Source organism: Kitasatospora sp. NBC_00070 (assembly GCF_045041205.1).
GTDB lineage: Bacteria > Actinomycetota > Actinomycetes > Streptomycetales > Streptomycetaceae > Kitasatospora.
Genome location: NZ_CP108248.1, coordinates 287,747 through 300,996, shown reverse-complemented (window position 1 = coordinate 300,996; position 13,250 = coordinate 287,747). Strand labels below are relative to the sequence as shown.

The 13,250-nt window shown below is 71.4% G+C and carries 8 protein-coding genes; 6 read left to right on the top strand and 2 right to left on the bottom strand.

Annotated elements, in window-relative coordinates; all coding sequences use genetic code 11:
- Positions 1-24 precede the first annotated feature (24 nt).
- Positions 25-408: a ketosteroid isomerase family protein gene (locus tag OHV05_RS36370; protein WP_331730376.1), complete on the bottom strand. Its 384-nt coding sequence runs from the start codon at positions 406-408 to the stop codon at positions 25-27.
- A 965-nt stretch (positions 409-1,373) separates the two neighbouring features.
- On the bottom strand, positions 1,374-2,762 hold the full coding sequence (locus OHV05_RS36365) for an IS1380 family transposase (RefSeq protein WP_331730207.1): 1,389 nt from the start codon (positions 2,760-2,762) through the stop codon (positions 1,374-1,376).
- A gap of 486 nt (positions 2,763-3,248) precedes the next feature.
- Between OHV05_RS36365 and OHV05_RS36360 the strand changes: the two genes are divergently transcribed.
- The 6 genes from OHV05_RS36360 to OHV05_RS36335 all read left to right on the top strand — a co-directional run bounded on the left by OHV05_RS36360 (position 3,249) and on the right by OHV05_RS36335 (position 13,228).
- Complete coding sequence (locus tag OHV05_RS36360; protein WP_331730373.1) at positions 3,249-3,833, top strand: hypothetical protein; 585 nt, start codon at positions 3,249-3,251, stop codon at positions 3,831-3,833.
- Positions 3,834-4,205: 372 nt separating this feature from the next.
- The gene (locus OHV05_RS36355; RefSeq protein WP_405021747.1) at positions 4,206-5,498 is read left to right on the top strand and encodes an MFS transporter; all 1,293 of its coding nucleotides are present in this window, start codon (positions 4,206-4,208) and stop codon (positions 5,496-5,498) included.
- Between the two features lie 116 nt (positions 5,499-5,614).
- Positions 5,615-6,949, top strand: coding sequence for a non-ribosomal peptide synthetase (locus OHV05_RS36350; protein ID WP_331730367.1), 1,335 nt, complete (start codon positions 5,615-5,617; stop codon positions 6,947-6,949).
- A gap of 74 nt (positions 6,950-7,023) precedes the next feature.
- Positions 7,024-10,164 (top strand): amino acid adenylation domain-containing protein, encoded by a 3,141-nt coding sequence (locus tag OHV05_RS36345; protein WP_331730364.1) that lies wholly within the window; start codon positions 7,024-7,026, stop codon positions 10,162-10,164.
- Complete coding sequence (locus OHV05_RS36340; RefSeq protein WP_331730361.1) at positions 10,161-11,339, top strand: acyl-CoA dehydrogenase family protein; 1,179 nt, start codon at positions 10,161-10,163, stop codon at positions 11,337-11,339. Before OHV05_RS36345 ends, OHV05_RS36340 begins: the two co-directional genes overlap by 4 nt.
- 32 nt (positions 11,340-11,371) lie before the next feature.
- Entirely contained in the window at positions 11,372-13,228 is a 1,857-nt protein-coding gene (locus tag OHV05_RS36335) for a non-ribosomal peptide synthetase (RefSeq protein WP_331730359.1), read from the top strand.
- The last annotated feature ends 22 nt before the right edge of the window (positions 13,229-13,250 follow it).

The following is a 13,250-nucleotide window of genomic DNA, read 5'->3' as shown; positions in this document are numbered from 1 at the left end:
CGCTCTGGTGCGATCGTGCAGCGATCAGGATCCGATGAGCCGGAAGATCTGGTTGTGGATGTAATAACTGTCGTCCGCCCCGGGGGTCTTCAGGAGAATAAATGTCCCGGTGGCCAGTAGGTGATTCTCGGAGTTTCCGTCGAGGAATATCTTGCCCGTTGCCGCGGCTAGGATGCCGCCGATGACGGGTTGCGCGTCGATACAGGCCACCTGGTGTACTGTTTTGCCGAGATGAGGCCTGCTGAAGACCTCCATGATTTCTTTGTCGCCGTAGTACCGTCGGCCTTCCCACAGGAGCAGGGAATCCGGCCGGTACAGATTCTGGATGGCTGGGCGTCCCGAAGCGCCGGTATCGAAGGTTGCGTAATAGCGCGTCAGGAAACCCGTTGCAATTTCATCAAGATCCATGCTGTTACCGTAGCAGAATATTCCACCCGCGGGTGGATGTGCGGCTGGAAATCGGATTTCCTGGTCACGCTCCGGGCGGGCGGACGGGTCCTGCCTGCCCGCCGGTCTGCCCGGGGCGCCAGCGGCCTCGTGATGGGAATTCCTGGCGGAGGTTCATGTAATCCGCAGAGGCCAGTGGAATTCGTGAAGAGATAATGGAATCGGTCAGGCGCAGTCCGCCCTGAGCGCCCCGGTGTAAATGGTCGCACTGGTGGTGATGAGCGGCTTGGGAGTGAAGGGGAGCTCGTCGCACTGCACGTTGTTCTGCTGGCCGAAATTGCGCTTTTTCCTTGGCTGTCAGATAGGCCACGGAAGCGGTCGTCCCTGCTCCGGTGAACGTCTGGTTGGCGACCACGGCAGCGGGCTTCCCTGGCCTGGTCGGCGGAGGCGGGCGGTGCCACGGACAGCCCCATGAGCAAGATGCCCCCTGTGGTCACAAAAGAAGCGATCTTTCGCATGGCTGGCTCCTTTGCGACTGCGAGACGACCCAGGCGGAGTAGTTGACCTGTGACTTACAGTGCCCTATTGCAGTCGGGTCGAGTGGCAGAGCGAGCAAGATGGCACAAATCGTCATGGATTTGCTTTTGATGGCTTCCGGAATCTGAGGTCTCCTGAGCTTCCCCGCTGAGTGGGGGCATGTGTGGCCCGGCGCGGGCCTGAGGGCGTGCGGGAAGGTTCCACAGTGCACCGATGGCGGCTGTGGAGCTGGCCGGGCATTTCTGGCGGCCAACATGCTTCGGCCTGCGCTCCGGTGGCCGAGGTCAGCCTGGATCCACCGCCGGGCATTCGGTGAGTGCTCGGCGGTGATCTTTGGGGCGGTGTCGAGGTGGGTTCCCGCTGGTGGGCAGGGGTGAGTGCCGGGTGGCCGTCCGGTGCGGGGTCTCCGAGGTCTTTCGGTGTCGTGGGCGGTTGGGGCGGGTCGCCGGTCAGGTCCGTAGGCGGTGGCCGGTGGCTGTCCACAGACTGCTGAACGCCTCGGTCCACGGCCAGCGGGTCGGCAGGTGAAGCGTCAGAGTTCGCGCTGAGGTGGCCAGCCGGGCTGGGGTGTTGATGAGTTGGCGGCGGATGGTGCCGGTGCGGGCTTTGGCGTGGAATGTCGAGGCCAGGTGGCCGGCGGCGCGGGTGAGGTTGTGGGCGATGGCGGCCAGGGTGAGCCAGGCGGCGTTCGCGGTGAACTTTCCCGAGGGCAGGTGGCCGAGCGCGGAGTCCTCCAGGTCGGCGAAGACCTGCTCGATGACGGCGTGGTCGCGGTGCGTCTGCTCGGCCTGGAGCAGGCCGAGGGTGCTGTCGGTGAAGATCGCGTGATGGCGGTGGGTGGCAAACAACTCGCCTTGCCCGGCTGCGACATGAGCGGGGTTGAGCCGTTTCACGCGGCGGACCAGCAGCCGCGCGGTGAGGTGGTACTTCTTGGCCTTGCCGGTGAACGCGGTGTACTGGGTCTCGGCGACCTCGGCATCGGAGATCCACTGCCCCTGGGTCTCGTCCCAGACCGCGTTCGGGTACTTGATCGCCGTCCAGGCGTCCTCGCCGATCGCGGTGATGGCCGCCCGGATCTCCTTGCGGTTGGCGGTGGCCAGGGAGAACCGGGCACCGGCCCTGCGGCAGACGTCAACGACCTTGTGGGAGAAGAACGCCGAGTCCGCGCGGACGACGATCAGACCCCGCGCGCCCATCCGGCGCACGGTGGTCAGGGCCTCGGCGATCAGGGACGCGGCTCCCTTGCCGGAGTTCGCCGCCCCCTTGCGCAGTCGGGTGGCCACGATCACCGGCGCGCACAACGGCGTTTTGACGGTGACGATCTGGAAGTGCAGGCCTCTGACCTTGGTGTATCCGTGCCCGGCGCCCTGTTTGGCGGTGCCGTAGACCTGCTTGACCTTGGAGTCGATGTCCACGAACACAACCTGGTCGGCGCCGGGCAGCAGGCCGGTCTGCGCGGCGAGGTTGCAGGTGAACGCGCGGGCGGCGGACTCCAGTTGGCGCACGTGGCCCCAGGAGAAGGAGCGCAGGAACGAGCCGAGCGTGGAGGGCGCCCGCACTCCGCCGAAGAGCTTCGGGAGTGCGCCGTGTCGCAGGACGTCCAGGTCGTCGATGCTGTCCGCGCCGGCCAGCATCCCGGCCACGACCTGGACGGCTTTGGCGTCCGCGTGGGCGCCGGAGCCGTGCGCCGACCCGGTGATCCGCACGTTCGCCCGGACCAGAGCGGGCAGGTCACACCGCTCCAGCAGCCGCACCGCCGGAACGAGACCGGCGGGCGCGAGCAGATTCGGATCATCGAACGATGCGAAGACCGCCGAAGCGGTATGGGAAACTATCACTTACGAGATGCCTTGCTGATCCGGTGCGATGGAAGCCTAGAGAACTCCCATCATCCCAGGTCACAAGGCATCTCTTCGTTCCAGCCCTCACACCGCTGACAACCCGCGCGGTGGATCCAGGGTCAGCCGGTCTCGGGTGTATTGCACAGAGCGGCCGGGCCCCGGCTGGGGGCAGGCGAGCAGAGAAGAGCGGAGTTCCGGGCACGTTCCGTTCCCGTGCGGGCAGAACCAGCGGTTTGGGCGCCCAGCTGTGCGCCGAAGGGATCGCCGAGGCGGCAGAATCGTCTTCTACGGCAGGTGCCGGCCGACCTCCGATGCGAAGGATCCTGATGGAGTTCGACACGACTTGAAGGCCCGGGTTGCGTTCTCAGCGGCTCCGGCCGGGCGCTCCCGGCGATGCGTGAGGTGTCGGCATGCCGGGTGTCCGGAGCCCGAGGGTTCCTGCGGTGGTCGTACTGGAGCAGCTGAACGAAGGGAGGGAACCCCATGAGCGTCGCCCGACCGATCGTCTGGGTCGCTTGGAACATCGAAGCGGGAGCTCCCCATGCGATATATGCCGACAAGCCCACCGCCCAGCGACTGACCACCAAGAGCTATGGCGAACAGGAGGGCCTCGATCCGGGCGACGACAGGCTCCAGTGGGAATCCAGCACTTACGGTGAGCTGATCGAGCTTGTCGATCGTGGCGAGAGCACGGGCTGGTACCTGAGCCCGTACCCGCTGCTCGGTACGGGGGCCCGGTCCGCCAAGCCGGCCCCGACCGGCTCCATCCCGAGCTCGCAGCAGGCGTACGCCCGGGCCCCGAGTGTCGCACTCGAGCGCCAGTACCTCCTCATGGCCACGTATCCGTTTGCCGACGCGTCGCCGGACGAGACGCGTGAGTACCTGCTTCGGCACGCCGCGATGGCCGACCGGATCTCCCTCCAGACCGGCGACACCGATTCCCGGGTGTCCTCCAGCGCCGACCAGGCGGCTCTCAAACTGGCGGCTCACGACCGGGTCGGGGTGGAGGCCGATCCCCGCGGTTACGTACGCCAGCAGTACTTGCTGTGGAAGACGAACAAGCGGTGAGCCGTCGCGAGCTCGAGATGAGGCCGTCCGATGGGCCCGCTCTCCGTGGTACCACGGTGCGGCCACCGATGGGGGAAGCGTTGGTGCCCGTTCGCGTGATCCGGCCATGTTGTGGCGGATCGTCCGATGAAGGCGAAGCTGTGGTCCGTATATCGGACAACAGAAGGGGGCAGCGGACGGCGAGGGGCATGGGTACGAATGCTGCTGGTCCAGCCTGATCCGGTGGTTTTGCCGAGGTCCAGAGGGTGGCGCGGGCTCGGCTGCGAAGGCGGGCCAGGGGCGTGATTCGGCCACCGTGCGAGAAGGCCGGAATGTGATCTTGCCGGTTGCCCTGGTTCGAATGCATGGCCGAAAGTCGTTCGAGTGAACGATCTGCCTCACCCGACCCGTGACCGCCTCCTCGGCCACCCCGACTTCCGGCACCTACTGTTCGGGGCTGCAGCCAGCCAAGCCGGCAGTCAGGTGACCCTGGTAGCACTGCCACTGGTCGCGGTACTCGAACTGCACGCCACGGCCTTCCAAGTCGGGCTGCTGACCGCGGCCGAAACCGCGGCGTTCGTCCTGGTGGGCCTGCCCGCCGGGGCCTGGCTGGACCGGACGCGCAGACTGCCGGTCCTGATCCGGGCCGACGTGGTGCGGTTCCTCGCCGTCGGGTCGATCCCGCTGGCCGCACTGGCGGGCGTCCTGACGATGGCGCAGCTCTACCTGGTCGCCCTGGTCACCGGCGTGGCGACGGTCTTCTTCGACGTCGCCCACCAGTCGTTCCTGCCGAATCTGCTGCCCCGGGAGCACCTCGTCGCCGGGAACGGTGCCCTCGAGACCGTCCGCGCCTCCGCGCAGGTCGTCGGGCCGGGGGCCGGCGGCGGGCTGGTCCAACTGCTGGGTGCGCCACTGGCCATCGTGGCCGACGCCGCCGGGTACCTCGCCTCGGCCGTCCTGTTGCGCCGTATCCGCAGCCAGGAGGACGAACCACCACCGTCACCCGGGCGATCGCTGCACGCCGACGTCGCGGAGGGGGTCCGGTTCGTACTCGGCCACCCGCTCCTACGGGTGATCGCCGCTGCGACCGCCGTGTCCAACCTGTTCGCCGCAGTGTTGATGGCCGTCCAGACCGTGTTCTGGGTGCGGGTCCTGGAGCTCTCACCCGGAGCCATCGGCATCCTGCTGTCGGTGTCGGCGGTCGGCGGCCTCGCCGGTGCACTGTGCGCCGGACGACTGGCCACGCGCCTCGGCCAGGCCCGGCTGATCTGGCTGTCGGCACTGGTCAGCGCACCGTTCGCCCTGCTCTGGCCACTGTCGGCGGGCCCCGCCGCCCCGGTCTTGTTCGCCGTGGGATCCGCAGTGGTGCTCTTCGGCGCCGTGGTCTACAACGTCGCCCAGGTCAGCTTCCGGCAGGCGCTCTGCCCACCGGAGCTGCTCGGCCGGATGAACGCCACGATGCGCTTCCTGGTCTGGGGGACGCTGCCCCTCGGCGCCCTGCTCGGCGGCACCATCGCCGAAACAGCCGGACCCCGCGCCGCCCTGTGGGTCTGCGCCCTCGGCTTCCTCGCCGTCCCCGTCCCGCTGCTCCTCTCACCGATCCGGCGATCGAGGGACCTGCCGACCAGCTCCTCCGACCCGGCCCCGGGCCCCGACCCCGCCCCGGCCGGGACCGGAACCCACTGACCCCGCCCATCCGGCGGCACCCCACCCCGCCGCGCCCGAGTACCCCACACCCCGCGCCACCGCACCAGCCGCCAGACCGACCACCGGCATGCCACGAACCCGAAGGCGGAGAACCCGTGCACACCAGCATCACCGCCGCATACCTCACCCGGTACCGGTCCGTCGCCGCCGACCCGGCGGAGCTGCTCCCGCTCACCGGGGCACAGCGCCGATTCCTGCTCTCCCGCCGGATGCGCCCACAAGGACGCCCGGACACCGTGCCGCTGTTCTTCGCCTTCCCGCACGGCACCGTCGACATCGCCCGGCTGCACCGCGCGGCCCTCCTGCTGGCCGACCGCCACCCGGTCCTGCGCGCTAGGTTCACCACCGTGCGTGGCACTCCCGTGCTCCGCCTCGGCGAGCCCTCAGCGGAGGTCACCGCAGTCATCGCGGAGCCCGGCCACTCCGCCCAGGAGGCCCTGCGGCTCGCGCTCCTCGCCTGGCCGGCCGACGGGCCGACGCTGAAGCTGCTACTCGCATCCGATCCCGGCCGTGGCGAAGAACTGCTCGCAGTGGCCCTGGACCACGCCGCCTGCGACGAGCAGTCACTCGGCATCGTCACAGCCGGCCTGACCGAGGCGTACGCCCGGACGGAAACCGCAGCCGTGACAGCGGACGATGACGGACTCGCCGCCTACCGGGAGGCAGTCGACCTCCAGCTGGCCGCAGAGGAGGCCGCCGCCGGCCCGGCCGCCCACGCCCACTGGGCCGCCCGCCTCGCCAGCCTGGACGACCGCAAAACCACCGCCGGCCCCGGCCCGGACCACGCAGGTACCGAAGGCACCCGCCACCCCGCCGCCGAGCCACGGCCCACCGGCATGATCGCCGCACAGCTGCCGCCCGTCGCCGCGACGGCCCGAGGAACGGTCTTCCCGGCACTACTGGACGCGGTGACCGCCACCGGGCACCGACTGCTGGGCGCAGACCGAACGCTCGCCCTCGGCTACCCGTGGGGCGGCCGACCACCAGGGGCACCGCCGGTGCTCGGCTGCTTTCTCAACACGCTCGTCCACCCCGGCAGCCCCGACCCCTCCGGGCCCGCCGACCTCGACTCGCTCGGCGACCACTGGTGGGACGACCTGGAGCACGCGGCCACCCCGTTCGACGAGGTCGTGCACGCAGCGCGGTCCGCCGGCGCCCGCTGGTCCGGCGCCCTGGACGGCCTGCTCACCTTCGAAGACCTCCAGCGCCGACCACCGCTGATCCTGGCCGGACACACCGGCCGGGAGACCCACCTGGCCGGCCGGCCGATCGGTGCGCCGTTCGCGGTCGCCGCCTCGCACGGTGACGAGCTACTCGTCCGCCTCGCCTGGGACCGCGACCGCTGCCAGGACCAAGCCGCCGAGGCCGCCTTCGAGACCCTGCTCGACACCCTGCGCCACCACCTCGGTCCGGCACCCGCGACCACCTAGAGCCGCCCTACGGCCAAGGGAACGCCCTTCCGGCGCGTCCCGACACAAGCACCAGCCACAGCAAGGGAACCTCCATGTTCGATCTCTCCTCCTCCCAGGAGATCGTCTGGCTGCACGAGCAGATGCTCCCGGGCAGCCGCGCCTACAACTTCACCGCGGCCCTCGACCTCTGGGGCAAGCTCGACACCAACGCACTCCGCGCCGGCCTGACCGCCGTGCTCGCACACCATCCAGGCCTCCGCCTGGAACTCGTCCCCCAGCCCGAAGGCCTGCCCCGGCAGCGCGTCGGCACCCGCACCGAGCCCCGGCTGCGCACCAGCGACCTCTCCGCCATGGACGATCCCGAAGCCGCCTTCCGCTGCCTGCTGGCCGCCGAGGCCGAGGAACCCCTCGACACCGAGCGGGCCCCACTGCTCCGCTGGCACCTCGTCCGCCTCGCCGAGACCCACCACCGGCTGATCCACGTCGAACACCACCTGACCCACGACGGCCACTCATTCGCGATCCTGCTGCGAGACCTGTTCACCGCCTACCGGGCCCACACCCTCGGCGAGCCGGCCGACCTGCCCACCACCCGCTCCTACCAAGAGCACGTCCAGACCGACTCCGACGGCTCCCGGACCGAGGCCCGGGAGCGCAGCCTCGCCTTCTGGCAGCAGGAACTCCAGGACGCGCCGATGGACTTGACCCTTCCCGGGCTCGCCCGCCCCGGCGCAGTCCGCCGCCACCGCGGCGGCCAGCTGCGCCAGCCGGTCGGAGCCGATCTGGCCGAGCGGCTCCGCGAGCGCAGCCGGGCCGACGGGCACACCCCCTTCAGCACCCTGCTCGCACTCTTCGGCGAGCTGCTGCGCCGGCACAGCGGCCACCGCGAGACGGTCGTCGGCACAGCGGTCGGCAACCGGCCGCTGGGCTTCGAGAGCACCGTCGGCATGTTCGTCAACACCGTGCCGCTGCGGCTACGCCTGGACCCCGCCGCACCCGGCACCGAGGCCGTGGACGAGGTGACCGACGTCCTGCTGCGCGCCCTGCCCCACCAGGACGTCCCCGTCCAGGAGCTGACCCGGACGCTCGGCCTGCACACCACCGGCGCCGACAACCCGCTGTTCGACGTGATGTTCAGCGCACACGACGCCGCACTGCCCGACATCCAGGCACCCGGTCTCGAGATCTCGCTCTACGAGGGCTTCAACACCGGCACCACCCGCTTCGACCTGGACGTGGTGCTGTTGCCGGACGACCGACGGGTGGTCGGGGAGAAGCACGGCGCCGCCGGCATGACACTGATCTGGGACTACGACGCCGACCTGTTCGGGGAACCGGTCGCCGAACTGCTCGCCACCCGCCTGCTCGACCTGCTCCGCGCCTACCTGGACCGCCCCGGGGCCGCGCTCGCCGACCTGGCCGTCGAACCGGCCGAACAACCGGACACCGGGCTCCCGGGCACAGCAGCCTCCCCCCGGCCCGCCGACGACACCGTCCTGGACCCGGCCGCCACGCAGGACCCAACCGCACTCGCCGTGATCTCCGGCACCGAACGGCTCAGCTTCGGCGACCTCGACCGCCGGGTCGGCGAACTGACCAGACAGCTCCGCGCCGCCGGGGTGACACCCGGTCAGCCGGTGGCCACCGTGCTGCCGCGCGGCACCGACAGCGTGGTCGCCCTACTGGCCTGCCTGCGCCTCGGCGCGGTGTACGCGCCGCTGTCCGCCGAGGACCCGGCCACCCGCCTCGGCCTGCTGCTCGAACGGCTCGCCCCCGCCCTGGTACTGGCCACCAGGGAGAGCGCCCTCTCCCTGCCCGCCACCGGCGTCACCCCCGCCCTGCTGGACGGCCCCGCCTTCCCGCCGGCCGCGCCCGCAGCCGTGCTGGACGGCGCCGCGTACGTGATCCACACCTCCGGCTCCACAGGCGTACCCAAGCCAGTCCTGGTCGGCCGCCGGGCCCTGGCCCGCTACGTCACCGGTATCACCGGACGCTACGGGCTGGGCCCGGCCGACCGGGTGCTGCTCTTCGCCCGGCCGTCCTTCGACGTGGCACTGGAAGAAGTGCTGCCCTCACTCGCGGCCGGTGCCGCCCTGGTCCTACCCCAGCGCGAGGTGCCCACCGCAGCCGAGCTGGTCGCGGTACTGGCGGCACGTGGCGTCACCGTCGCCAACCTCCCCACCAGCTACTTCCTGGCCGTCCGCGAGGAGCTCCGGGAGGCGCTGCGAGACGGCCGCTGGACCCCGCGGCTACTGGTACTCGGCGGCGAACGCCTGCCCGCAGCCGCCCTGCGCGGGCTGACCGAGGACACCACCGCGACAGTGGTGAACGCCTACGGCGTCACCGAGGCAACCGTCACCTCAACCGTCCACCAGGTCACCACGGCAGACCTCCACGGTGCCGAGATCCCGCTCGGCACCGAACTGCCCGGTGTGCGCGCACATGTGCTGGACGAAGGCCTCCAGCCGCTGCCGCCCGGCGCGGTCGGCGAAATCACCCTGGCCGGCGAAGCACTCGCCGAGGGCTACCTCGGCCTGCCCGAGGCCACCGCAGGACGGTTCGTCCGCGTGCCCGCCCTCGACGGCGAGCGGGTCTACCGCACCGGCGATCGCGGCTACCGCGACCTGGCCGGCCAGCTCTGGTTCCTCGGCCGCCAGGACAACCAGGTCAAGCTGCGCGGATACCGCATCGAACTCGAGGAGATCGAGGCCGCGGCCTCCGCCGAGCTCGGCGGCCGCTCCTGCGCGGTGATCCTTCACCAGGACGAGACCGGCACACCCCGGCTGCTCGGCTTCCTGGAGGGCACCGACCAGCCCGACCAGGCCACCCTGCACACCGCGCTCGCCGAGCGGCTGCCCCTCGCACTGGTGCCCGCCCGCTGGACGGCACTGGAAGAAATGCCCGTCCTGCCCGGCGGCAAGCCCGACCGCGCCACCCTCGCCCGCACCGCCGCCGACCTCCCCGCACCCGGCGAGCCAACCGCACCCGCCGGGGCCGGCACCTTCGAGGACCGAGGCCAGGCCCTGGTGGCGGAGGCATGGCGCGAGGTCCTCGGCCACGACGCCTTCACCGCCGACTCACACTTCTTCGAGGTCGGCGGCCACTCGCTGCTCGCCGCCCAGCTCGCCGCCTGGCTGGAACCGCGCCTGGGCAGCCGGCCCGCCCTGCGCACCCTCTTCAGACACCCCGTCCTCGCCGACCAGGCCCGCGCACTGACCGGCGGCGGCCAGTGAACTCCGCACCCTCCGCCGTCCTCGAGGACGGCCACCGCGAACTCGTCGACGCGTTCGAGAGCTTCATCCGCCGTGAACTCGTCCCGCTCGCCGCCGAACTGCCGGAGACCAGCGACCAGCCGCCGGCCGATCTCCGGGCCTACGTCCGCAAGCGCTCGGCCGCCCTCGGCTTCTACGCGGGCGACTACCCCGAGGAACTCGGCGGCGCCGGGATGCCGTTCACCGCCGTCGTCCTGCTCCACCACGCGGCCGGCCGCAGCGGCTGCCCGCTCGCCCCCTACGCCCTGGCCGGCTCCGACGGGCCGAGCCCACTGCTGCGCCACGGCACCCCGGAGCAGATCGAGCAGTACCTGATACCGCTGGTGCGGGGTGAGTCCGCCCGCTGCCTCGCACTCACCGAACCGCACGCAGGCTCGGACGCCTTCCGGCTCACCACCACCGCCGTCCGCACCCCCGACGGCTGGGTCCTCAACGGCCGCAAGACCTTCGTCAGCAACGCCGACCGGGCCGACATCGCCCTCGTGGTCGCGGCCACCGACCTCGGAGCCGGCGCCGGCCCGAGCGCCGGGGCGACCGCCTTCGTGGTCCCCATGGACCAACCAGGGCTGCGGATCGGCCAGCGCTACGAGGGGATGTCCGGCGAACCACTGTTCGAGCTCGTGCTCGACGGCGTGAGCGTCCGCACCGACGCCGTCATCGGCGGCGAGGACGGCATCGGCGTCGCCACCGCGTTCGCCATCGACAGCCTCTCCCGCGGTCGCCTGGTCGTCGCCGCCACCTGCGACGGCGTAGCCGAGTACGCCCTGCGCCTGGGCCTGGAGTACGCCCGCCAGCGGGAGGCATTCGGCGCCCGGATCGGCAGCTACCAGCACATCCAGGAACACCTGGTCAGCACCCGCGCCGAGGTGGAGGCCGCCAAACTGCTCACCCTGGCCTGCGCCCGGCTGGTCGACGAAGGCACCGAGGCGCCCGAGAACGCCGCCCTCGCCAAGCTGACCTCCTCAGAGACCGCCGTCCGCGCGGTGGACCGCGCCCTCCAGGTACACGGCGCCACCGGCTGGGTGCGCGGCCACCCACTCGAGTACCTGTACCGCTACGTCCGGATGATGACGATCATCGAGGGGACCTCCGAGGTCCAGAAGGTGATCATCGCCCAGGCCATGGGCCTGAGCTGACCGACCGCCACCAACCACCCGGAGAGCATGAGATGACCACCCTCGACGACCACCCCACGGCCCCCGGCACCACCCTCCCCAGCATCGGCCACGGCGAGCCCCACCGCGACGCCCCCGTACTCGCCCTGTTCACCGACTGGGCCCGGCGCACCCCCGACGCACCCGCCCTCATCGACGGCGAAACCACCTTCAGCTACGCCGACCTCAACCACCTCGCCGACACCCTCGCCGACACCCTGCGCGACAAGGTCGGCCCCGGCGACATGGTCGGCCTGTGCCTCGGCCACTCCGCCACCCTCGCCGCCGCCGCCATCGCGATCGCCCGGCTCGGCGCCGTAACCCTCCCACTCGGCCCGCGCCCCGGCGAGCGCCGCCTCCAGGCCGTCACCGAGAACCTCCGGCTGGCCTGCCTCATCGGCGACGCCGAGCTGCTGCCCCCCGCCCACCGCACCGCCGAACACCTGCCGCTGCCCGTCCCCCACGGGAGCGCCGGAACCGCCGGAACCGTGGTCGCCGTCTTCGCACCAGCCCCGGACGGCGCCACCGGCGCCCTCGACGGCACCCACTACGTGGTACTCACCTCCGGCTCCACCGGCACCCCCAAAGCCGTCGCCGTCGGCGAACCCTCGCTCGGCGCCCTACTGCACTGGTACCGCGACCTCACCGGCCTCGGCCCCGGTGACCGCCACAGCCTGCTGATCGGCGTCGCCTTCGACCCGTACCTCATGGAACTGTGGGCCACCCTCACCTCCGGCGCGGCCCTGAGCGTCGCCCCCGAAATGGTCCGCTGGGACAGCAACGCCCTCACCGACTGGTGGCGCGCAGCCGGGATCACCGTCGCCGTACTGCCCACCCCGCTCGCCGAACCGCTGCTCGACCACCCATGGCCGGCCGGCCTGGGCCTGCGCCACCTCACCATCGGCGGCGACCGGCTGCGCCGCGCCCCCGGCCCGGACGTCACCGCCACCGTGCACAACGCCTACGGCCCGGCCGAGGCGACGGTGGTCACCACGGTCCACACCATGGCACCCGGCGCCGACCACGGCACCGAGGCCCCGCCGATCGGCCTGCCGGTGCCCGGCGCCGTCCTCCTGGTCACCGACGCGTACGGCCGCCCGGTACCCCGCGGCACCACCGGCGAACTGCGCATCGGCGGCCACTGCCTGGCACTCGGCTACCTCGACCCCGAGCTCACCGCCCAACGCTTCGTCGCCGCACCCGACGGCGTCAAGGACACCGACCGCGTCTACCGCACCGGCGACCGGGTACTGATGCGCCCCGACGGCGTCCTGGAGTTCCACGGCCGGCTCGACGACCAGGTCAAGGTGAGCGGCGTCCGGATCGAACCAGCCGAGGTCGAAGGCGCCTTCGAACGCGACCCCCGCGTCCGCCGCGCCGCGGTCGCCGCCCGGCCAGGCCCGGGAGGCAGCGTACAGCTGCTGGCATTCGTCCAGCCCTCCCCGGACAGCACACCGCCCACCGGCCCCGAGCTGCTCGCCCGAGCCCGGACCTGGCTGCCCGAGCAAGCCGTCCCCGCGATCGTCCGCTTCGTCGACTCGTTCCCGCTGGACGCCAACGGCAAGGTCGACCGGGCCGCCCTCCTCGCCACCGAGCAGACCGCCCGGCCCGACAGCCCCGAGGACGGCACCACCCCCGCCGAGCAGCTCGTGGTCCGGGTATGCCGCGAACTCCTCGGCCGCGCCGACCTCGGACCACAGGACAACTTCCGTGACGCGGGAGGCACCTCGCTCGCCGCCGCCCGCCTCCTCGCCGCCATCGAGGACGAATACGGCATACGGCTGCGCGCCCCACAACTGCTGCGCAGCCCCGACCTGCGCGGAGTGGCACAGCTCATCGACGACCGCCGCCCGGACACCGCCCACCACTGACCGCACGCCGTGCCAGGGCGCC